Below are 21078 nucleotides of genomic sequence, written 5' to 3'. Positions count from 1 at the left end.
AGGTCGTTGCCGAACTCGGCGGTGCCCGCGGTGAACCGGTCACCGGTGAGTTGCATGCCGTCACCGGAGTCACCGGCGAACCGGATGATCACCCGATCGAGCTGCCGAACCTGCTTGATCACAGCTCAGACCGCCTCGATGATAGTGGCGTTGGCCATGCCGCCGCCCTCGCACATCGTCTGCAGGCCGTAACGCAGGCCGTTGCGGCGCAGGTGATGGACGAGCGTGGTCATCAGCCGCGCGCCGGTCGCGCCCAGCGGATGGCCGAGCGCGATCGCGCCGCCGAGCGGGTTGACGCGATCGGCCGGGGCGCCGGTCTCCCGCTGCCAGGCCAGGACGACCGAGGCGAAGGCCTCGTTCACCTCGAACGCGTCGATGTCGCCGAGCTTGAGCCCGGCCCGGCGCAGCACCGCCTCGGTGGCCGGGATCGGGCCCGTGAGCATGAGCACCGGGTCCGAGCCGACGACCGCCATGCTGTGCACGCGGGCCAGCGGCGTGAGCCCGAGCCTCCGTACCGCGTCTCCGGAGGCGATCGCCAGCGCGGCGGCGCCGTCGGAGATCTGGCTGGAGGTGGCGGCGGTCAGCCGGCCGTCGGGGACGAGCGGCTGGAGGGTCGCCATCTTCTCCAGGCTGGTCTCGGGGCGCGGGCCCTCGTCGGCCTCCAGCCCGGCGACCGGGACGATCTCGCCGGCGAAGAGCCCGGCGCCGGCCGCCGCGGCGGCCCGCTGGTGGCTGGCCAGCGCGAACTCCTCCATGGCCGCGCGGCTCACGTCCCACTTGGCGGCGATCGTCTCCGCGCCGCGGAACTGGCTGATCTCCTGGTCACCGTAGCGTTCCGCCCACTTGCGGCCGCCCCGGGGCATGCCCATGCCGGCGTCGGCGCCCACGATGGCGGAGGAGGCGATCGGGATCAGGCTCATCACCTCGACGCCGCCCGCCACCACGAGATCCTGCGCGCCGGACGCGACCGCCTGCGCGGCGAAGTGGACCGCCTGCTGGGACGAGCCGCACTGCCGGTCGACGGTGGTGCCGGGCACCGACTCGGGCAGGCCCGCGGACAGCGCGACGACCCTGGCGATGTTGGTCGACTGGGCGCCGATCTGGCTGACGCAGCCGAAGACGACGTCGTCCACGTGCTCGCCGGCGATGCCGGCGCGGTCCAGCAGCGCGGCCACGACCTCGGCGCCGAGGTCAGCCGGGTGGACGCCGGACAGTCCGCCGCGGCGGCGGCCCACCGCGGACCGCACCGCGCCGACGATGAAGGCTTCTCGCATGGTTTCTCCTGTCAACGTCCCTGCCACACGGGAGCCCGCTTCTCGGTGAAGGCGCGGGCGCCTTCGCGGGCGTCCTCGGAGGCACGGACGGGTTCCGATATCTCGCGCTGACGGTCGAACGCCTGCTCGGGCGGCCAGTGCGCGGACTCGGTCATGATCTTCTTGCTCGCCGAGACGGCCAGAGGGCCGTTGGCGGCCACCGCCCGCGCCAGTTCGAGCGCGGACGCGACCGCCCCGCCCTCGGGGACGAGCCGGTTCAGCAGGCCGTGGGCGGCGGCGTCGGCGGCGCTCAGCCGCCTGCCGGTGATCGCCAGCTCCATGGCCAGGTGGTAGGGCAGCCGGTGCTGCAGCCGCAGCAGCGCGCCGCCGGCGGCGACGAGCCCGCGCTGGACCTCGGGCAAGGCGAACACGGCCGACTCCGCGGCCACGATGAGGTCGCAGGCCAGCACGATCTCGAACCCGCCGGCCAGCGCGTAGCCCTCGACCGCGGCGATGAGCGGCTTGCTCGGGGGGCGCTCGACCAGACCGGCGAACCCGCTCCTGGCCGTCGAGGGACGCTCGCCGCGCAGGAAGCCCTTCAGGTCCATGCCGGCGCAGAAGGTGCCGCCCGCGCCGGTGATGACGGCGGCACGCAGACTGGGCGCCTCCTCGTACGCGTCGAGGGCCTGTTCGATGCCCTCGGCGACGGCGAGGTCGACGGCGTTGCGGGCCTGCGGCCGGTTGATGGTGATGAGCCGCACCGGGCCTTCGTCGGCCACCAGGACGGGGGCGCTCATCGGGGAGCCATCCTGATCGCGCCGTCGAGCCGGATCGTCTCGCCGTTCAGCATCGGGTTGGCGATGATGTGCTCGGCCAGGGCCGCGTAGTCGGCGGGGTCGCCGAGCCTGCTGGGGTGCGGCACGGCCGCGCCGAGCGAGGCGCGCACCTCCTCCGGCAGCCGGCCGAGCATCGGGGTGTCGAACACGCCGGGGGCGATGCTGCACACGCGGATGAGCCGCCGCGACAGGTCGCGGGCCGCCACCAGGGTCATGCCCACCACGCCGGCCTTGGAGGAGGCGTAGGCGACCTGGCCGATCTGTCCCTCGTAGGCGGCGACGGAGGCGGTCAGCACGCACACGCCGCGCTCGCCGTCCACCGGCTCGGTGGCGGACATGCGGGCCGCGGCCAGCCGGATCACGTTGTACGAGCCGATCAGGTTGGTGGTGACGATGCGGGTGTAGTCCTCCAGCGAGCCCGGGGCGCCTTCCCTGTCGACGACGCGGACCGTGCCGCCGCGGCCGGCGCAGTGCACGAGCGCGCGCAGCGGGCCGAGTCCGGCGGCGGCGTCGAGGGCCGACGTCACCTGCTCGGGGTCGGTGACGTCGGCGGGCGCGAACCGGCAGCCGAGGTCCGCCGCCACCTGCTCGCCGGGCGAGCCGGGGAGGTCGGCGATGACGACCTTCGCGCCGCCCCGGGCGAGCCGGGTCGCGGTCGCCAGGCCGAGCCCGGACGCGCCGCCGGTGACGAGCGCGACGGATCCTTCCACTTTCACGGTGATGAACTCCTGTTCACAGACGTTCGACGATGGTCGCGTTGGCCATCCCGCCGGCCTCGCACATGGTCTGCAGGCCCCAGCGCCCGCCGGTGCGGCGCAGGTTCCACAGCATGCTGGTGAAGAGCCGGCTGCCGGACGCGCCGAGCGGATGCCCGAGCGCGATGGCGCCGCCGACCGGGTTCAGCACCTCGTCGGCGACCGGGTACTCGGCCTGCCAGGCCAGGGGCACCGGCGCGAACGCCTCGTTGACCTCGGCGTGGTCGATGTCCGCGAGGTCGAGCCCGGCCCGCTCCAGCACCATGGCGGTGGCGGGGATGGGGGCGGTGAGCATCGTCACCGGGTCGTCGCCGCACACCGAGAAGGCGTGGAAGCGCGCCAGCGGGGTCAGGCCGAGGCGCTCGGCCCGCTCCTCGCTCATCACCAGCACGGCGCTCGCGCCGTCGGTGATCTGCGAGGAGTTGCCGGCGGTGACCCGCCAGCCGATCTCCGGGAAGCGCCGGGCGGCCTCCTCGTCCTGGAAGGAGGGCTTGAGCCCGGCCAGCCGCTCGGTGGTGGTGCCCGGCCTGATGGTCTCGTCGCGGTCGACGACGGTCCCGCCGGGCACGGTGATCGGCACGATCTCGTCGCGGAAGTGTCCCGCGTCGGCCGCGGCGGCGGCCCGATGGTGGGAGCGGGCTGAGTAGGCGTCGAGCGTCTCGCGCTCCAGCGCCCACTTGGCGGCCACGAGCTCCGCCGCCACCCCCTGGGAGACCAGGCCGGGCGCGTACCGCTCGGTCACCGAGGGCCCGTACGGGTCGCGGCCCATCCGCGCCGACCCCATCGGCACCCGGCTCATCGACTCCACGCCGCCCGCGACGACCACGTCGTAGGCGCCGGCGAGCACGCCCTGGGCGGCGAAGTGCAGCGCCTGCTGGCTGGATCCGCAGCGGCGGTCGATGGTGGTGGCGGGCACGTGCTCGGGGAACCCTGCCGCGAGCCAGGCCATCCGGCCGGGGGTGACGGACTGGTCGGCCGCCTGGCTGACGCAGCCGACGATCACGTCCTCGACCGTGCCGGGGTCGATGCCGGTACGGTTCACGAGCCCGGCCAGCACCTGGGCGAGCAGCTCGACGGCGTGCAGCTCGGAGAGCGCGCCGCCGGGCTTGCCCTTCCCCATGGGGGAACGGACCGCGTCGACCACCACGGCTGTCCTCATGAGGTCTTCTCCAGCTCGTCGTCGGGGGTGGTCCAGCGGGGCGGGCGCCGGTCGAAGAACGCCTGGGTGCCCTCGCGCAGGTCGCCGCCGAGGAAGAACGGCAGGTTGAGGAACTGGGCGGCGTCCAGCGCCTGCCCGGCCGGCATGTCGGAGAGCAGGGTGAAGGCGCGCCTGCCGAGGCGGACGGCCGCCGGGCTGACCGCCTCGAACTTGGCCGCGTACGCGTCCAGCCCTTCCATCAGGCCGTCGCGGTCGGGGTAGACCTTGCTGACGAAGCCGAGCCGGTGCGCCTCGTCGGCGTCGATGCTCTCTCCGGTCAGCATCATCTCCAGCAGCCGCTTGCGGGGCAGCGACCTGGCCAGGTGCGCCACGATGATCATCGGGAAGAGCCCGATCTTCACCTCGGGCATCGCGAACCGGGCCTTCGGCGTGGCCAGGATGACGTCGCACATCCCGGCCAGGCCCATCCCGCCCGCGTAGGCGGGCCCGTGGACCGCGGCGATCACCGGCTTGGGCGCCTCCAGCATGAGCCGGTGCAGGTCGACGATGGCGCCGGGCCACAGGTACGCGTCCTCGACGTCGCCCTCGGCCAGCTCCCGCATCTGCCTCAGGTCGCCGCCTGCGCAGAACGCGTCCCCGTCGCCGGTCACGGCGACCGAACGCACCTGCGGGTCGGCGAACAGGCCGAGGAAGGCGTCGCGCAGCCCGGCCGCCGTCTCCTGGTCGAGGGGGTTGCGCTCTTTGGCGCGGTTCAGCGTGACGAGCCCGAGGCTGCCGCGCCGGGTCACCAGGATCTTCTCGCCGCTGCTCATCGGCTCTCCTCCGTCTCGCCGAGGACGATCAGTGCGTCGACCGCGACCGCGCCGTGGCCGGCGGGCCTGACGAGCACGGGGTTGAGGTCCAGCTCGGCGATCCGGTCCGCGTGGTCGGCGCCGAGCCGCGACAGGGCACTGACCGTGTCCGCCAGGGCGTCCACGTCGGCGGGCGGGGCGCCGCGGAAGCCGGTGAGCAGCTTCCGGCCCCGCAGCTCCGCGATCATGTCGCGGACCTCGCCGGGCTCCACCGGGGCGGGCCGCAGCACGGCGTCGGAGAGCAGCTCGGTGAGCACTCCCCCGCTGCCCAGTAGCACGAACGGGCCGAACTGGGGGTCCACCACGATGCCGGCGATCATCTCGACGCCGTCGGTGATCTGCTGCTGCACGAGCACGCCCTCGGGGGCGTCGCCGAGGTGTGCCCGCGCGCGGGCGTCGATCCCCTCGTACGCGGCGCGCACGGCGGCGGCGCCGGCCAGGCCGACCTCGACGCCGCCGATCTCGGTCTTGTGCGGGACGCGGGCGTCCGCGACCTTGAGCACGACCGGGTATCCGATCCGCTCGGCGTGCGCCACCGCGTCGTCCGCGCTCGTGGCCAGCGCCTCGGCGGGGACGGCGACCCCGTACTCGGCGAGCAGCGCCTTGGCGGCCGCCTCGTCCAGCGGGCCGGCGCCGCCGGGCAGCGCGCGCGAGGCCGCCTGACCGGACTCCCCGGTGCGGGCCGCCGGGCCGGTTCCCGCCCCAGCAGACTCCCCGGTGCGGATCGCCGGGACGGTTCCCGCCCCACCGGACTCCCCGGTCCGGGCCGCCGGGCCGGTCTTCCTGGTGCGGGCGCGTTCGGCGCCGCGCCGGTAGGCGGCCAGCGTGCGGACGGCGGTGAACAGCTCGCCCGCCGAGGTGAAGACGGGGATGTCCGCCTCGGCGAACGCCGCCTTCTCTTCGTCGTTGAGCTCCCCGTCCATGGAGTAGATCGCGAGCGGGGTGCGCTCCTTCGGCGCGGCGGCCGCGGCGATCCGCTCGGAGGCGCGCCGCCCGGCGTCGCCGGTCAGCTCCTTGCGCGCGTACACGACCGTGGAAATGGCCGGGTCGGCGTCGAAGGCGGTGTAGGCGGCGGTGGCCAGGCCGCTGTCCCTGGCCACCTCGCCGGTCAGGTCGCACGGGTTGATGGCGGTACCGAAGGCCAGCAGTTCCTCCAGCTCGGCGGTGGCCGCCGGGCCGAGGTCGGGCACGGTGACGCCGGAGCGGGCGGCCCGGTCGGCGAGCGCGCCGGCCTGCCCGCCGGAGACGGACATGATGGCGACGCCGTCGTCCTGGGGCAGCCCGCGTGACAGGTAGAACTTGGCGACGGCGACGACCTCGCTGAGCTCGTCGACCCTGATGATGCCGAGCGAGTCGAAGACCGCCTGGTAGATCTCGTCGGCGCCGGCCAGCGCGCCGGTGTGCGCGGCGGCCCGGCGGGCGGCCTGCTCGGTCCTGCCGACCTTGATGAGCACGATCGGCTTGCCCAGCTCGGCGGCCAGCTCGGCGACCTTGACGAAGTCGCCGGGACGGCGGATGGCCTCGACGAACGAGACCACCATGGAGACCTCGGGGTCCTGCAGGGCGACGGACAGGTAGTCGGCCAGGCCCAGGTCGATCTCGTTGCCGGCGCTGGCGTACAGCCGGGTGCCGATGCCCTCCTCCTTGAGCCGCATGATCAGGGAGGCGGCGGTGGCGCCGCTCTGGGTGATCACCGCGACCCGGCCGGGCTCGACGCCCTGGCCGAAGATGGGCTGGATGGTGGCGAGCGCGCCGGTGGCCAGGTTGCCGACGCCGTCGGTGTTGGGGCCGACGATGCGCAGCCCGCTCTCGCGGGCGGCGGCCAGCATCTCGCGTTCCATGGCCCGGCCGTCCTCGCCGGTCTCGCCGAAGCCCTGCGAGGGCAGCACGGCCACCTTGACGCCGGCGGCGGCGCAGTCGCGTACGGCCTGGACGGTGTTCTTGGCGTTGAGCGCGATGACCGCCAGGTCGACGGGCCCGCCGACGTCGGCGAGCGAGGCGACGCAGGGCACGCCCTCGATCTCGCTGCGGGACGGGTTGACCGGGTGCACGCCGCCCGCGAAGCCGTACTGGACGAGCAGGCGCAGCGGCCACCAGCTGAGCGTGCCGGGCTTGCTCGACGCGCCGATCACGGCGACGGACCGGGGGTTGAAGAGCGTCTGGACGGCGGGTTCCGCGCCGGTGACGGTGATCACGCGACCGCCTCCGGCCGCGGTCCCGTCGGGTAGGTGGGGACGTCCTCGGCGGCGGTGATCTCCATGCGCAGCAGCCAGGCGTACATGGTCTTGCCCAGGTGGTCCGAGCGCAGCGAGCGGGTGCCGCCGCCGTCGAGCGCCCCGGTGAGCACGAAGTTGAGCGCCTTGATGCCGGGGATCTCGTAGCGGGTCACGGTGCCGCGTACGAGGGAGCCGTAGTGCTCCTTGACCCGCTCCTCGGTGAGCTCGCTCTTGAGCGTGGCGTAGCCCGCGTCGTCGTAGGCGACCAGGCCGACGTTGCACACGTCGCCCTTGTCGCCCGAGCGGCCGTGGGCGATGTCGGCGACCCTGATGTTCGCCATCTCAGACCTCCAGAATGTCGACGGCCGCGGTCACGTGCTCGCGGGGGATCAGGCAGGGCCAGAGCGAGAACAGCTCCTTCAGCGGCGGGCGGGTGCCGATGCCGCCCACGCCGGCCGGGCCGTTGTTGTAGAGGGGGACGCTCTCGGTGAAGACCTTGCGCGCCTCGGTCTCGTCCGGGCAGCGGGCGGCGTAGCGCACCACGAGCTCCAGCAGGTCGTCGTCCGCCGGGTCGGGCTCGGCCACCCGGTCGCCCCACATGGAGTTGCGTCCGACGTACTCGATCTGCACGTCGTCGGACTTGAAGCCGGCCCTGTCGAGCCGGTTCTCCAGGAACTCGATGCCGCGCCGGGCCTTGGCGTAGGCGTCGGGCCAGGTGTAGGTGAACTGGACCTCGCCGATGAAGCCGGCCCGGTAGCCCATGTTGACCTTGAGCGTGTCGGGGCGGGCGCGGCCGGTGCCGCCGGTGATGCGGACCTGGTCGGGGCCGACCTCGGTGAGGCGGACGCCGGAGAAGTCGGCCGTGACGTCGGCGGTGAGGTAGTTGGCCGGGTCGAGGATCTCGTACACGAGCTGCTCGCTCACCGTGCCGATGTCCACCCTGCCGCCGCTGCCGGGGGTCTTGGTGATGACCGCGGTGCCGTCCTCGCTGACGTCCGCGATGGGGTAGCCGAGGTTCTCCAGGCCGGGGGTCTTCCACCAGCCGCCGTCGTAGAGGCCGCCGGTGGCCTGGCCGCCGCACTCGATCGCGTGCGCGACGACGGTGGCCATGCCGAGCCTCTCCCAGTCGTCGGCGGCCCAGCCGAACTCGTGCCGCAACGGCCCCAGGTAGAGCGCGATGTCGGTGACCCGGCCGCAGATGACGATGTCGGCGCCCTGCTCCAGGGCCGTCACGATGCCGTCGGCGCCGGTGTAGACGTTGGCGTGGGTGAGCCTGTCACGGACCGAGGAGAGAGGCTCCCCCGTGTCCATGTTGGTGAACGAGACGCCCTGCGCCATCAGCCGGTCGATGTCGCCGCTGATGTCGTCGCCGGTCACCACGGCGATGCGGACGCCGGTCAGGCCGAGGTCCTTGCACAGCTCGGCGACCCGCTCCGCGCAGGCGCGCGGGTTGGCGCCGCCGGCGTCGGTGATGACCTTGACGCCGTTGGTCACGCACTGGCGGATGCTCAGGCGCAGCAGGTCGAGCACGTCACGCGTGTAGCCGTACTCGGGGTTGCGGGACCTCTGCTTGCTCAGGATCGACATGGTCAGCTCGGCCAGATGGTCGCAGCAGAGGTAGTCGATCTCCCCGCGCTCCACCATCTGGACGGCGGGGAGCACGCTGTCCCCCCAGAAAGCCATTCCCGCACCCAGTCGGACTGTCTTCACTCGCTGCTCCCCATCACGATCTCACTTGATGCTAATCTTATGCATAGATTCGGCCGCGTCAATCGGTCAGCCTCAACGAATTTCTCCTGGTGGCGGGCTTGCGTGGCGCCGCCGCGGCCGGGGGACGCGCGGCGGCACCACGGTCATTGGAGGCCCAGGAGGCCCGCCAGGTTCCCGCCGAGGATCGCGGCCTCGTCCTCCGGCGGCAGGCCCAGCGCCCGCACCGCCGCGATCTCCGTGGCCGGGTCGGTCATCGGCCAGTCGGAGCCGAACACCACGCGATCGGCGCCGTGCCTCTCGATGATCTTCCGTACCCGCTCGGGCGGCAGGCTCCCGAGGCTGGGCGGCCAGGACGTCTCCAGCACCGCCCCGGAGCCGGCCACGACCTCCTCCGCCTCCTCCAGCCGGTGGTAGCCGCCGAAGTGGCAGGCGATCAGGGTCAGCCCCGGGATGCGCTCGGCCAGGGCGGGGATGTGCCGCGAGGCGCCCCGCTCGTTGGCCGCCTCGTCGCCGCCGGCGCCCACGTGGGTGATGACGGCGATGCCCTCCTCGGCCAGCGCGGACAGCAGCTCCACCACCCGGGAGTCGCCGAGCGACAGCTCCTGGAACAGCGGGTGCAGCTTCACGCCGGGGATCCCGTTGTCCTTCAGCGAGGCGAGGTTCTCCTCCACCGGCAGGTCCGGGTGGACGGTGCCGAACGGGATGAACCTGGTGCGGTCGATGCCGCCGATGAACCGGTTGGTGCCGGCCACGTGCCTGGCCACGTTGGCCACGGCCAGGCAGACGGCCAGGTCGATGCCGGCCGCGTCCATGGTGGCCCGCAGGCCGTCCAGGGTCCCGTCGTGCACCGGGTCCAGGCCGACCGGGCGGTCGGCCAGCACCTTGCGGGCGATCTCGTCCGGCCAGACGTGCGCGTGCGCGTCGATGATCATGTGGCGAGCTCCTTGACCAGCTTGCGGGAGAGCGAGTCGAAGATGACCTCGGTGGCGCCCTCGTAGACCCGCATCGGCCGGGCCGCACGGTAGAGCCGCTCGATCTTCGACCCCCGGACCAGCCCGAACCGGCCCATCACCTGGACGCACCGGTCGACCACCCGGCCGGCCGTCTCGGTCGCCGCCACCTTGGCCATCGAGGACAGGTGCAGGCTGCCCAGCGGGTCGCGGGCGGCCGCCGCGGCGGCCCGGTAGGTGAACGCGCGGGCCATCTCGATCTCGGTCCACGACCTGGCGAGCTGGTCGGCCACGGCGCCGAGCTGGATGAGCGGCCGGCCGAACTGCTCGCGGTTCGCGGTGTGCACGGTGGCCTCCTTCAGCGCCGCCTGCGCGGTGCCGACCGCCGCGGCTGCCACCGACACCCGGAAGGTCGCCAGCGTGGCCAGGCCGAGCCGCATGCCCTTGCCGGGCTCGCCCAGCCGCCACGACCGGGGCACCCGGACCCCGTCCAGCACCACGTCGCCCAGGACGTGCGGGGCGATGATCTGGTGCGGGCGGGTGGTGGTCAGGCCGGGCGTGTCCGCGGGCACCAGCACCATGGACAGGCCCGCCTCCTCCTTGCCCAGCACGCAGTAGAAGTCGGCGTCGCCGCCGTTGGTGATGAACGACTTGTGACCGCCGACCACCAGCTCGTCGCCGTCCTCGGCGACGGTGGTGGCGGTGCCGCGCAGGTCGGAGCCGATGTCCGGCTCGGTCAGCCCGAGCGCGGCGATCGCGTCCAGCGCGGCCACCCGGGGCAGCCACCGCTCGCGCAGCTCGGGCGTGCCGCCCCTGGCCAGCGCGTAGCTGCCGATGCCCTGCATGGCGAAGAGCGAGTCCAGATGCGCGCTCTCGGCGGCCAGCTGCTCGCGGACGACGGCGACGGCCAGCGGGTCGATGTCCGCGTACCGGCCGCCGTACTCGGCGGGCACGCACACGGCGGCCAGCCCGCTCGCGGCCAGCGCCGCGCGCATCCCCGGGTCGATCGCGCCGGCCTCGTCCGCCTCGGCGGCCAGGTGCGCGACCGACACGGCGAGCGCCGCGGCCTCCTCGCGCAGCCCGTGGTAGCGCTCGGGCAGCTCGAACTCGGCGCCGCTCATCGGGCGGCCGCCGGACGCTGGTCGAAGCCGCGCCCGAACAGCTCGGAGGCGATCCTGACCCGCTGGATGGCGGGCGTGCCGCCGGCGATGGCCCAGCCGTGCGCGTCGCGGTGCAGCGCCTCCAGGCCGAACTCCTCGGTGTAGCCGTTGCCACCGTGCATCTGCATGCCCAGGTCGGAGACCCGCTTGCCCATCTCGTTGGCGAAGCACTTGGCCAGCGACACCTCCAGCGGGTCCGGCAGGCCGCGGCCGGCGTTGCCCGCCGCCCGGTAGATGAGCAGCCGCGCGGCCTCGACCTGGAGCGCCATGTCGGCGACGGTCATCTGCACGTTCTGGAACTCGACCAGCGTCCGGCCGAACTGCTTGCGCTCCTGCACGTACGCGACGGCGCGGTCCAGCGCGGCCTGCCCGAGGGCCAGGCTCATGGTGGAGTTGCCGAGGCGCTCGATGGAGAAGACGCCGAACAGGTCGCGGAACCCGCCGGGCCCGACCACCAGGTTCTCGGCGGGCACCCGGGCGTCCTCGAAGATCAGGTCGGCGGACGGGATGGTGCGCCAGCCCATCAGCCGCTCCCGCTGCCCGAACGACAGGCCGGGCGTGTCGGCGGACACGATGATCGCGCCGATGCCCTTCGACCCGGGCGCGTCACTGAGCCTGCAGTAGAGCAGGTAGTGGTCGGCGTGGCCGCCGTTGGAGATCCACCGCTTGGTGCCGTTGATGACGTACTCGTCACCCTCCAGCCGCGCCCGGGTGGTCATGTCGGTGGCGGCGGAGCCGGCGTCGGGCTCGGAGATGCCGATGGCCATCGTCACCTCGCCGGTCACCACCTTCGGCAGGTACTTCTGGCGCTGCTCCTCGGTGCCGAAGAACTCCAGCACCCGGGCCGGGCCCACGTTCGCCTCGAACACCTGGAACGCGGCGGAGCGGCACTCCTTGGCCAGCTCCTCGATCACGATCAGGGCGTCCAGCAGGGTGCCGCCCGCGCCGCCGTACTCCTCGGGCAGGGCCAGGCCGAGGAAGCCCAGCTCGGCCAGGCGCGTCACCTCCTCGGCGGGCAGCGGCGCGCGCTCCAGGTCCCACTGCGCGGCCTTGGGCGCGTACACCTCCTTGGCCACCTTCGCGGCGACCTCGCGCAGGTGGAGTTGCTCATCACTGAGCCGAAAACCGTTCACAGCAGTCTCCTCAGATCTTGGCGGTCTCGCCGCCGTCGATGACGTACGTGGCCCCGCTGACGAAGCCGCTCAGCGGCGAGGCCAGGTAGCAGACCAGGGCGCCGATCTCCGCCGGGTCGGCGACCCGGCGGGCGGGGATCTTGGCGACCCGGCGGCGCAGCGTCTCGGGGTCGTCGAGCACCGCGCGCTGCGCCTCGGTGGCGAACGCGCCGGGGGCGATCGCGTTCACCTGGACGCCGTGCCTGGACCATTCGGCGGCCAGCGCCTCGGTGAGCCGGACCAGCGCGCCCTTGGACGCCGAGTAGACCGCGAGGCTGCCCTTGCCGCGCACGCCGGAGATGGAGGCGACGTTGACGACCTTCCCCGAGCCCTGCCCGACGAAGATCTCGCCACAGGCGCGGGCGAGCAGGGCGGGCGCCACCACGTTGACCGCGAAGACGTCCTCAAGCAGCTCGGCGGTGGCGTCCAGGAACTTCCCCGCGGGCGCGATGCCGGCGTTGTTGACCAGGATGTCCAGCCGGCCGAACTCCCGCAGCGCCCGCTCCGGCAGGGCCGCCAGCCCGGCCGCGTCGCGCATGTCGCACACGACGCCGGCGATGCGGCCCGGCGCCTCGGCCGCGAGCTTGTCCAGCTCGTCGCCGGAGCGGGCCGCGGCCACCACGTTCACGCCCTCGGCCACCAGGCTGCGCACGGCCGCGGCGCCGAGGCCGCGGCTGGCTCCGGTGACGATGGCGACCTTGCCGTCGAGTTCCAGGTTCACGCGCGCGCTCCCGGCTTGGATGGACGGCGGTGCCGGTCCATGGACTTCCAGCCCAGGGCGTCGTCGGCGATCAGGACGGCCTGGATGTTGGCCGAGCCCTCGCCGGTCTGCCAGAGCTTGGCGTAGTTGAGATAGGTGCTGATCGGCAGCTCGTCGCTGAAGGCGTAACCGCCGAAGATCTCGGCGGTGGCCTGGGCCGCCCGGTTGCACACCTCGCCGGCGTAGTACTTGGCGATGGAGCTCTCCCGGGTGGGGATGACGCCCTCGTCGTAGCGGGCGGCGGCGTCCTGGACCAGCGCCCTGGCGGCCGACACCTCGCAGGCCATGTCCGCGATCTGCTTCTTGACCATCTGGAAGGAGCCGATCCGCTGGCCGAACGCCTCGCGCTGGTTCGCGTACTCGACCGAGGCGTCCAGGCATGCCTGGGCGAGGCCGACCGAGCGGGCGGCGACGGAGAGCCTGCCGTAGTCCATGGCGCTCATGGCGACCTTGAAGCCCTCGCCCTCCTCGCCGAGCAGGTTGGCGGCCGGCACCCGGACCTCGCTGAGGATGACCTCGTTGGTGGGCATCAGCTTGCCGAGCACCCGGCAGGGCACCCGGCTGGTGGCGAAGCCCGGCGTGCCGGTGGGCACCACGAACGCGCTCACCCCGCGGTGGCCCAGCTCGGGATCGGTCTTGGCGTAGACCACGGCGACGTCGGCGACGTTCGCGTTGGTGATCCACATCTTGCTGCCGGTGATGACGTAGTGGTCGCCGTCGCGCACGGCCCTGGTCCGCATGGCGCCCAGCAGGTCGGAGCCGCCGTCGGGCTCGGTCATCGCGTTGCAGCCCAGCAGCGTGCCGGAGATCAGGCCGGGCACGTACCGCTCGACCAGCTCGGCGGCGCCCCAGTTGGCGATGGTCAGCGGCACGGTCGCGGCCTGGAGGTTCATCGCGGCGCTCAGCGGCGGGTAGGCCCAGGCGAGTTGCTCGGCGACCGCGGCCAGCGCCTGGTAGCCGGCGTCGGTCCCGCCCACCTGCTCGGGGAAGCAGCAGCCGAAGAAGCCCAGCTCGCCCATCTGCCGGTAGAGGTCGCGGGGGAACTCCCCGGCCTCCTCCAGCTCCCGGATCCGGGGGCGGATCTCCTTGAGACCGAAGTCGCGCACGAGCGCTCCGAGCTCCTGCGCCGCCTCGCCGGCCATGTCGGTGGCTGTCACCATCTGATCCTCTCTGCGTCTCAACCGGCCAGCTCGGGAAGCACCCGGGTGCCGAACAGCTCAAGCTGGCGCATCGCCTCGGCGTGCGGGAGCCCCTGCCAGTGCGACTTGTACATGAAGTGCGTCATCCCCAGCTCGTCGCGGAGGCGGCCGAGCTGGTCGACGATCTCGGCCGGTGAGCCGAGCAGGAACTGCCGCTCGACGTCGATGCCGGGCGCGTCCGCCTGGACCGGGGTGTTCTCGCCCGACAGGCCCCACGAGCGGTAGGTCTGGTAGCGCAGGGCGCTGCGCCGCCGGGCCAGCTCCTCGGCCTCGCGGCGGGAGGAGGCCACGATGAGCTCGCGGCGCAGCGGGAAGTCGCCGTCGAGGGACAGGCCGTGCGCGGCGCGCTCCTCCAGGAAGATCTCGCGCAGGCCGGCCAGCTCGTCGTGGCTGGGGAACGGCGGCGCGTACCAGGCGTCGCCCAGCCGTGCGGCGCGCCGCACGGCCGCCGCCGACTGGCCGCCGATCCAGACGGGCGGCCCGCCCGGCCGCGCCGGCTGGACGGCCGGGAGCACGTCCTCGACCTTCCAGTACGGGCTGTCGAAGTCGACCTTCTCCCCCGACCACAGGGCCTTGATGAGGGCGAGGCCGTGCTCGAACCGCTTGACCTTGGAGCGGGAGTCGATGCCGAAGGCGCGGAACTCCCGCTCGGAGTAGCCGAGCCCGGCGCCGAAGACGCAGCGGCCGTCGGTGACCACGTCGAGCGTGGCGATCTGCTCGGCCAGGTCGACCGGGTTGGCCATGGACAGCAGCATGATGCCGGTGACGGCGGTCATGCGGGGCGCGGCGCCGTGCAGGTATGTGAGGTACGGGACCGGCTGGTAGTAGCGCAGCTCGGTGCCGAGGAAGTGCTGACCCGCCACCATCATGTCGAAGCCGAGCTGGTCGGCGACCCTGACCAGCTCGCGGTGCTCTCTCAGTTGTTGCCCGTACGGCGTCTCGGCGCCGTGGATCGGCGTGGTGAGGATGCCGAACCGCACTCCAGAACCCATCCTGACTCCTCTGCAATCCCTCCTATTGATACACATGATTATCCTCGTCCTGCAACTCGGGTCCGGCTGCTGAGAAGGACGAGGGCCGCGGACACCGCCGTGCAGGCCGTCACGGTGAGCCAGGCGGCGGGCAGGCCCACGACCTCGGACACGGCGGCGAACAGCAGCGGCCCGGTGGCCGCGCCCAGGGCGGTGCCCAGCTGGAACCTGGCCCCGGCCACTCCCGGCCGGTCCGGATGCTGCGCCAGCACGCCCATCAGCAGCAACGCGGGCCAGCCCCACGCGCCGCAGAAGGCGACGACGGTGCCGGCCACGGTGAGCGCGGTGCCGCCCGAGGCCATCGCGAGCATCCCCAGGGCGCAGGCGGCGATCATCACGGCCGCGGGCCTGAACCCGTCCGACCCGCGCCGGTCCGCCAGCCGCCCCGCGCCGAGCCGCACGACGAGCGACACGAGACTGGTGACCGAGATCACCAGCCCCGCCGTACTGACATCGAGCCCGGCCCGCGTGAGCGTGCTCACAGCAAAGGTGGTGAGCGAACCAATAGACAACGTCCCAAGCCCGGCGACAACCGAAACCCGCACCAACGACGTCACCGCCCTCGGACCTGCGCTCCCGACCCGCACCTCCCCAGCAACCGCCGCGGACCCTGGACTCGCGGGCGCGGACCGCACGTCTCCAGCGGCCGCCGCAGGCCCCGCACTCGCCACAGGCCCCGGAGTCGCGCTTACGGACCGCACCTCCCCAGCGGCGCCCGCAGACCCCGCCCCCGCAGGCGCGGACCGCACGCCTCCAGCGGCCGCCGTCGGCCCCGCACTCGCCAGAGGCCCGGGCCCCGCAGGCGCGGGCCGCGCCTCCCCGACCGCCGCCACAGACCCCGAACTCGCCACAAGCCCCGAACCCGCGCTCTCAGACCGCGCCTCCCCGACCGCCGCCACAGACCCCGAACTCGCCGCAGGGCCCGGACCCGCAGGCATGGGCCGCGTCTCTTCTGCGGTCCCCGCCGAATCTTGATCTTTGCGTGCGGGTTGCGTCGTGGGCGTAGTCGTCGGCGGGGTTTGGTTCGCGTGAGAGGAGCTTGCGGCCGGTGACGTGGACGCGGGGGTGTGCTCCGGACGGGTGGCCCGAAGTGAGGGCCGGGTGCGGGGGAGGCTGGTTGCGGCTGCGGCCACGGTCAGGAGGGTGGCGAGGACGAAGGCCCATTGCCAGCCGATGGTCAGGGCCACCAGGGGGACGGCGAGCCCGGCCAGGAGGGCGACGACGGGGGTCGCCGACTGCTTGGCGCCCAGGGCCGTGCCGCGCAGCCGGGCGGGGATCTCCCGGACCACGACCAGGTTGCTGGCGGGCGCTACCACCCCGTACCCCGCGCCCGCGACGACCAGCCACGCCAGCAGCGCCGCGACCGACCCGCTCGTGGCGACGCCGAGCTGGCTCACCAGGCTGACCGCGAGCCCCGCCAGGGCCGCGCGCCGCCAGCCGGCGCGGTCGATCAGACGGCCGCCGGCCAGGGCGGTGAGCCCGGTGCACGCCCAGAACGCGGTCACGCACAGCCCGAGCGCGCCGTCGCCGATGCCCAGGTCGGCCTGGATCTCGACGGCCAGGACACCCACCAGGATCGGGGTGGACACCACCGCCGCCAGCATGAGGATGGCCGCCCACCACGCCCGCCCGCCGGCGGGCGCCGGCCGGGACGCCTGGACGGTCTCGGCCGGTTCCACCCGTTCCCGCTACAGGGTCACGGGCACGGTACGCGGCCCGCGCATCTTCAGCCCGACGTCACTCGCCGCCTCGGGGTCGGCCAGCCGCATCTCCGGGAACCGGTCCAGGAAGAGGTTCACGCCGATCTCCAGCTCCGCCTTCGCCAGCATGGCGCCCAGGCAGAAGTGCCGCCCGGAGCCGAACGCCAGGTGGTCGGCCGCTCCCGAGAACGCCTTGGTCGCGTCCAGGTCATCGCGTTCGAGCACGAACCGGTCGGGATCGGCGTAGCGCCGGTCGTCACGGTTGGCCGAGCCGATGAGCACCAGCACCGTGGACCCCGCCGGGATGAGCACGCCGCCGAGCTCGACGTCCTCCGTCGTCTCCCGCGTGTTGATCTGCGTCGGCGGGGAGAACCGCAGCGTCTCGGCGACCGCCTTGACGACCAGCGAGCGGTCGTGCCTGATCCGCTCGAACTGGCCGGGGTCGGCGAGCAGGTTGCGGAACAGGCTCGCGAAGGTCTTGTCGGTCGTCTCCGCCCCGGCCGTCAGCAGCAGGCTGACGTACGCCCTGATCTCGTCGTCGGCGAGCGGCTCACCGTCGATCTCGGCGGTGGCCAGGACCGACAGCAGGTCCTCTCCCGGGTTCGCCCGCCGTTCGGCGATGAACGGGGTGACGAACTCGCTGATCTCCGCCCGGATGGCGGCGGCCTCGGCGATGATCTCGGGGTCGCGGCCGAGGTTGGAGATGACCCGGATCACGGCGGTGTACCACCGCAGGAACCTCGGGTGGTCCTCCTTGTCGAAGCCGAGCAGGTCGGCGATCACGTACACCGGGAAGTAGTTGGCGAAGTCGCGCACCAGGTCGACGTCACGCCGCCCGGCCAGCTCCCCGGCGAGGTCCGTCGCGGCGCGCAGCACGATCTCCTCCACCACGGCGCCCGCGTTGCGCATGAGCATCGGGTGCAGCCGGTCCAGGCTCTTGCCCCGGAAGGCGGGCGACACCAGGGCCCGGTGCCTGGCGTGCTCGGTGCCGTCCATCTGCAGGATCGTCTTGCCGTGCACCGGTTCGAGCTGCCACTCGTACGCCTTCGTACTGAAGACCGGGTTCTTGTACACCCGCGCGACGTCCTCGTACCTGCTGACCAGGTACGCCCGCACGCTCTCGTCCCAGACGACCGGCGCCTCGGCGCGCAGGCGGCGGTAGAAGGCGTGCGGGTCGGCGGCGACCTCCGGGGACAGCAGCTCCGGCAGACCACGATCAGTCATCACAACTCCTCACGACTCCAGCTCGGACCCGGTGGCCTTCCAGGCCGTGAACCCGCCGTCGACGCTCCACACCGCGCCGTTGACGAACGCGGCGGCGGGGCTCGCCAGGAAGCAGACGACCTCGGCCACGTCACGCGGCTTGCCGATGGAACGGCTGAGGTAGTTCGCCAGGACGTCCCGGCGGGTGGCCTCGGGGTCGGGGCGGGAGGCGATGTAGCGCGAGGCCATCTCGGTCTCGATCATCCCGGGCGCGTAGCAGTTGACCCGGATGCCGTCGGGGGCGAGCTCCAGCGCCAGGCTGCGGGTCAGCTGGGCCACTCCGGCCTTGCTGGCCGCGTACGCGAGGGTGTGCGGCCGGGCCAGGCCGGCGGCGATCGAGGCGGCGTTGATGATGGAGGGGTTCTCGCTGCGCCGCAGGTGCGGCAGCGCGGCGCGAGCGGCGAGGTACGGTCCGCGCAGGTTGACGGCGTGCACCCGGTCCCACTCCTCGGGGCCGAAGTCCTCGATGCCGAGGGTGCGGCTGACCACGGCGTCGGCCACGCCGGCGTTGTTGTGCAGCACGTCGAGGCCGCCCATGAGAGCGGTGGCACGTTCCACCATCTCGGTGATCGAGGCGGGGTCGCTCATGTCACCGCGCACGTAGTCGGCGCGGGGGCCGATCTCGGCGGCCAGCCGCCTGCCCGCGTCGTCGGCGATGTCCGCGATGACCACCGTGGCGCCGCGGGCCGCGGCCAGGCGCGCCGTCTCGGCGCCGATGCCGCTGGCGCCGCCGGTGATGAGGAACCGCAGACCTGACACGTCTGACATCAGCCGGGGACCTTTCTGAAGTAGTTGGCGTGGCGGGGCCCGGTGAGCGCGTCGCTCACCGGCACCTCGGGCTCCCGGCCGGCGCGGGCGGCGCGCTCGCGCTCCTCCCCCACGGCGATCCGGCGCTCCTCGCACCGGGCGATCCCGCCTTCGGGCACCGCGTACAGGGTGAGGTAGCGGTAGGGCGGGCTCTGCCCGCCGACCGGCTCCAGGGCGAAGCGCTGGGCGCCCTCGAATCCCATGTGCTCGAAGGTGTGGGCGAGGTGCACCTGGTCGTACCAGCGGGCGTACTCGCCCTCCCGGCCCTGGACGGCGTTGTTGAAGACCACGAAGATCTCCCGATGGTCCTCGGGCAGGGACTCGGACGCCGAAGGGCTGACCCATCCGGTCTGCGGCACGGCCCGCCAGGCGACGTCACCGAACCCGGGGTCGAGCGCGCCGGGACCGGTCACGCGGGCGAGCGCCAGGACGGGGAAGACGGTGTCGTTCTCGCCGATGTCGCGGGCCAGCGACCAGACGGCGGCCCCGTCAGGGGCGGGCAGCCCGGCGGGGCCGAGCGCGATGAACGTCTCCATCAGGCCCGCCCGGTCGGCCGCTTGGGCTTCCAGCGGAGCAGCCACATCTCCATGAGCCGGATCAGCAGCATCAGGGCGATGCCCACGATCATGAGCACGAAGATCGCGGCGAACGTGCCGGCGGTGTCGAACTGGTTGGCCGACTGCACGAGCAGGTATCCGAGCCCGCGGTTGGACGACATCATCTCGGCCGTCACCGCGACCACGAGCGCGTACGGGGCCGACACGCTCAGGCCGGAGATGATGAACGTCATCGCCGAGGGCAGGGTGGCCTTCAGGTGAACCTGCAGGCGGCTGGCCCGCATGAGCCGGAGCTTGTCCACCAGCAGGTGGTCGACGTCCTTGACCCCCGCGTACGTGGAGTAGAAGACGAGGAAGGCGACCACGCTGATGACCAGGGCCAGCTTGGAGCCGATGCCGATGCCGAACCAGAGCATGAACAGCGGCACCAGGGCCAGCCGCGGGATCGCGTAGATCGCGTCCACGAAGGGCTGGCAGACGGAGGCGAGGAACGGGCTGACGCCGAGGACGAACCCGGCCACGAGGCCGGCGAGCGCGCCCAGCACGAACCCGATCACGGTCGTCTGCAGCGTGACCCACAGGCTCGGCCACAGCAGGTTCTGCGAGACCCAGAGGCCCATGGCCTCCCAGATGAGGGACGGCTTGCTGACGTAGTACTGGTCGATCAGGACGTGCGGTTCGCCGGGCTTGCCGGCGAAGTACTCCCAGGCCGCGAGCCCGGCGACGAGCAGCGCCACCTGGATCGCGGTGATCAGCAGGCGCCGGGTCAGCCTCGGGTTGAGCCCGCCGGAGACCGCCGGCGCGCCGACCGGCTTCGGGGCGGCCTCCGGCCGGCCGGCCTCGATCGTGTCGGACCTGGTCATCAGTGATCCTCCATCTGCGGGCTGAGCAGCGCCCACAGCCGTGACCAGACCGCGGCGAACTCGGGGTCCGTGCGCAGCGATCCGAAGTCGCGGGGCCGGGCGAAGGTGATGGGCTCGACGTGGATGATCCGCCCCGGGTTCGCGCCGAACACCACGACGCGGTCGGCCATGAGGATGGCCTCTTCGAGGTCGTGGGTCACGAACAGCACGGTCTTGCGCTCGCGTTCCCAGATCTCCAGGGTCTGCCGCTGCAGGTTGAGCCGCAGCTGCGCGTCGAGCGCGCCGAAGGGCTCGTCCATCAGCAGCGTGTTGGGACGGTAGACGAGGGTCTGCGCGAGGGCGGCGCGCTTGAGCATGCCGCCGGACAGCTGCGACGGGTACCTGTTGCCGTACTGGCCGAGGCCGACCAGGTCGAGCACCTGGGCGACCCGCTCCTTGCGCTCCCGGCGGGGCACCTTCTGCACCTCCAGCGGGAGCGAGACGTTCTTCTCCACGGTCCGCCAGGGCAGCAGGGTGTCCTTCTGGGTGACGTAGCCGACGTCGTTGTTGATGCCGTTGATGGGCTTGCCGTCGTAGAGCACCTCGCCCGTGCTCTGGGTGAGCAGGCCGGCCGCCATGTTGAGCAGGGTGCTCTTGCCGCAGCCGCTGGGGCCGATGATGCAGATGAACTCGCCCTTGCGGATCTCCAGGTCGATCCCCTGCACGGCGGTGAACGTGCGCTTGGCGGTGGTGAAGGTGCGCCCGACCTGGTGGTAGCTCACCGCGATCGGACGGTCGTCCGCCTGTGCCGCCGCGGCGGACGCGCGCTCGGCCGATGTTCCGATGCTGGACACGGG

Annotated in this window: 20 protein-coding genes; all 20 read right to left on the bottom strand. The window is 72.8% G+C overall.

Translation table 11 applies throughout. From position 1 onward, the window contains the following. Window positions 1-125: 125 nt before the first annotated feature. Complete coding sequence (locus ABD999_RS42625; protein ID WP_271280222.1) at window positions 126-1274, bottom strand: acetyl-CoA C-acyltransferase; 1149 nt, start codon at window positions 1272-1274, stop codon at window positions 126-128. An 11-nt stretch (window positions 1275-1285) separates the two neighbouring features. Then, entirely contained in the window at window positions 1286-2050 is a 765-nt protein-coding gene (locus ABD999_RS42620) for a crotonase/enoyl-CoA hydratase family protein (protein WP_271280221.1), read from the bottom strand. Next, on the bottom strand, window positions 2047-2805 hold the full coding sequence (locus ABD999_RS42615) for an SDR family NAD(P)-dependent oxidoreductase (RefSeq protein ID WP_219551448.1): 759 nt from the start codon (window positions 2803-2805) through the stop codon (window positions 2047-2049). The genes ABD999_RS42620 and ABD999_RS42615 overlap by 4 nt, the downstream gene beginning before the upstream one ends. Before the next feature lie 16 nt (window positions 2806-2821). Further along, a complete protein-coding gene (locus ABD999_RS42610) occupies window positions 2822-4003 on the bottom strand; it encodes a thiolase family protein (protein WP_271280220.1) in 1182 nt (393 codons plus the stop codon). Further along, window positions 4000-4815 carry an enoyl-CoA hydratase/isomerase family protein gene (locus tag ABD999_RS42605; protein ID WP_271280219.1) on the bottom strand — a complete coding sequence of 272 codons (816 nt, stop codon included), beginning with the start codon at window positions 4813-4815 and terminating at the stop codon, window positions 4000-4002. The genes ABD999_RS42610 and ABD999_RS42605 overlap by 4 nt, the downstream gene beginning before the upstream one ends. Then, window positions 4812-7049: an acetate--CoA ligase family protein gene (locus ABD999_RS42600; RefSeq protein WP_271280218.1), complete on the bottom strand. Its 2238-nt coding sequence runs from the start codon at window positions 7047-7049 to the stop codon at window positions 4812-4814. Before ABD999_RS42600 ends, ABD999_RS42605 begins: the two co-directional genes overlap by 4 nt. Continuing rightward, a complete protein-coding gene (locus ABD999_RS42595) occupies window positions 7046-7411 on the bottom strand; it encodes an AtuA-related protein (protein ID WP_187281122.1) in 366 nt (121 codons plus the stop codon). The genes ABD999_RS42600 and ABD999_RS42595 overlap by 4 nt, the downstream gene beginning before the upstream one ends. Before the next feature lies 1 nt (window position 7412). Next, a complete protein-coding gene (locus tag ABD999_RS42590) occupies window positions 7413-8780 on the bottom strand; it encodes an acyclic terpene utilization AtuA family protein (protein ID WP_425571080.1) in 1368 nt (455 codons plus the stop codon). A gap of 143 nt (window positions 8781-8923) precedes the next feature. Continuing rightward, window positions 8924-9712 (bottom strand): amidohydrolase family protein, encoded by a 789-nt coding sequence (locus ABD999_RS42585; RefSeq protein WP_271280437.1) that lies wholly within the window; start codon window positions 9710-9712, stop codon window positions 8924-8926. Next, entirely contained in the window at window positions 9709-10851 is a 1143-nt protein-coding gene (locus ABD999_RS42580; protein WP_271280436.1) for an acyl-CoA dehydrogenase family protein, read from the bottom strand. The genes ABD999_RS42585 and ABD999_RS42580 overlap by 4 nt, the downstream gene beginning before the upstream one ends. Next, window positions 10848-12023, bottom strand: a complete 1176-nt coding sequence (locus ABD999_RS42575) for an acyl-CoA dehydrogenase family protein (protein WP_271280435.1) — start codon at window positions 12021-12023, stop codon at window positions 10848-10850. Before ABD999_RS42575 ends, ABD999_RS42580 begins: the two co-directional genes overlap by 4 nt. 10 nt (window positions 12024-12033) lie before the next feature. Then, window positions 12034-12783, bottom strand: a complete 750-nt coding sequence (locus ABD999_RS42570) for an SDR family NAD(P)-dependent oxidoreductase (RefSeq protein WP_148031084.1) — start codon at window positions 12781-12783, stop codon at window positions 12034-12036. Next, window positions 12780-13982 carry an acyl-CoA dehydrogenase family protein gene (locus ABD999_RS42565; RefSeq protein ID WP_148031083.1) on the bottom strand — a complete coding sequence of 401 codons (1203 nt, stop codon included), beginning with the start codon at window positions 13980-13982 and terminating at the stop codon, window positions 12780-12782. Before ABD999_RS42565 ends, ABD999_RS42570 begins: the two co-directional genes overlap by 4 nt. A gap of 17 nt (window positions 13983-13999) precedes the next feature. Next, window positions 14000-15013, bottom strand: a complete 1014-nt coding sequence (locus ABD999_RS42560; RefSeq protein ID WP_345483238.1) for an LLM class flavin-dependent oxidoreductase — start codon at window positions 15011-15013, stop codon at window positions 14000-14002. 38 nt (window positions 15014-15051) lie between these two features. Next, window positions 15052-16731, bottom strand: coding sequence for an MFS transporter (locus tag ABD999_RS42555; RefSeq protein WP_345483237.1), 1680 nt, complete (start codon window positions 16729-16731; stop codon window positions 15052-15054). Between the two features lie 9 nt (window positions 16732-16740). After that, entirely contained in the window at window positions 16741-17976 is a 1236-nt protein-coding gene (locus ABD999_RS42550; protein WP_219551430.1) for a cytochrome P450, read from the bottom strand. A gap of 9 nt (window positions 17977-17985) precedes the next feature. Continuing rightward, window positions 17986-18783, bottom strand: a complete 798-nt coding sequence (locus ABD999_RS42545; protein WP_148031079.1) for an SDR family NAD(P)-dependent oxidoreductase — start codon at window positions 18781-18783, stop codon at window positions 17986-17988. Next, complete coding sequence (locus tag ABD999_RS42540; protein ID WP_271279540.1) at window positions 18783-19403, bottom strand: hypothetical protein; 621 nt, start codon at window positions 19401-19403, stop codon at window positions 18783-18785. Before ABD999_RS42540 ends, ABD999_RS42545 begins: the two co-directional genes overlap by 1 nt. Continuing rightward, the gene (locus ABD999_RS42535) at window positions 19358-20242 is read right to left on the bottom strand and encodes an ABC transporter permease (protein ID WP_271279541.1); all 885 of its coding nucleotides are present in this window, start codon (window positions 20240-20242) and stop codon (window positions 19358-19360) included. The genes ABD999_RS42540 and ABD999_RS42535 overlap by 46 nt, the downstream gene beginning before the upstream one ends. After that, a complete protein-coding gene (locus tag ABD999_RS42530; protein ID WP_271279542.1) occupies window positions 20242-21075 on the bottom strand; it encodes an ABC transporter ATP-binding protein in 834 nt (277 codons plus the stop codon). The genes ABD999_RS42535 and ABD999_RS42530 overlap by 1 nt, the downstream gene beginning before the upstream one ends. Between the last annotated feature and the right edge of the window lie 3 nt (window positions 21076-21078).

The organism is Nonomuraea ferruginea, assembly GCF_039540635.1.
GTDB lineage: Bacteria > Actinomycetota > Actinomycetes > Streptosporangiales > Streptosporangiaceae > Nonomuraea > Nonomuraea ferruginea.
Note: the sequence above shows the minus strand (reverse complement) of the source record. Positions and strands in the feature narration are given on the sequence as shown.

What these genes read in the sequence shown, in the direction of transcription:
- ABD999_RS42625 (WP_271280222.1), bottom strand. Translation starts at nt 1,274, where the DNA reads ATGCGAGAAGCCTTCATCGTCGGCGCGGTGCGGTCCGCGGTGGGCCGC.
- ABD999_RS42580 (WP_271280436.1), bottom strand. Translation starts at nt 10,851, where the DNA reads ATGAGCGGCGCCGAGTTCGAGCTGCCCGAGCGCTACCACGGGCTGCGC.
- ABD999_RS42535 (WP_271279541.1), bottom strand. Translation starts at nt 20,242, where the DNA reads ATGACCAGGTCCGACACGATCGAGGCCGGCCGGCCGGAGGCCGCCCCG.
- ABD999_RS42545 (WP_148031079.1), bottom strand. Translation starts at nt 18,783, where the DNA reads ATGTCAGACGTGTCAGGTCTGCGGTTCCTCATCACCGGCGGCGCCAGC.
- ABD999_RS42595 (WP_187281122.1), bottom strand. Translation starts at nt 7,411, where the DNA reads ATGGCGAACATCAGGGTCGCCGACATCGCCCACGGCCGCTCGGGCGAC.
- ABD999_RS42550 (WP_219551430.1), bottom strand. Translation starts at nt 17,976, where the DNA reads ATGACTGATCGTGGTCTGCCGGAGCTGCTGTCCCCGGAGGTCGCCGCC.
- ABD999_RS42560 (WP_345483238.1), bottom strand. Translation starts at nt 15,013, where the DNA reads ATGGGTTCTGGAGTGCGGTTCGGCATCCTCACCACGCCGATCCACGGC.
- ABD999_RS42620 (WP_271280221.1), bottom strand. Translation starts at nt 2,050, where the DNA reads ATGAGCGCCCCCGTCCTGGTGGCCGACGAAGGCCCGGTGCGGCTCATC.
- ABD999_RS42610 (WP_271280220.1), bottom strand. Translation starts at nt 4,003, where the DNA reads ATGAGGACAGCCGTGGTGGTCGACGCGGTCCGTTCCCCCATGGGGAAG.
- ABD999_RS42605 (WP_271280219.1), bottom strand. Translation starts at nt 4,815, where the DNA reads ATGAGCAGCGGCGAGAAGATCCTGGTGACCCGGCGCGGCAGCCTCGGG.
- ABD999_RS42585 (WP_271280437.1), bottom strand. Translation starts at nt 9,712, where the DNA reads ATGATCATCGACGCGCACGCGCACGTCTGGCCGGACGAGATCGCCCGC.
- ABD999_RS42565 (WP_148031083.1), bottom strand. Translation starts at nt 13,982, where the DNA reads ATGGTGACAGCCACCGACATGGCCGGCGAGGCGGCGCAGGAGCTCGGA.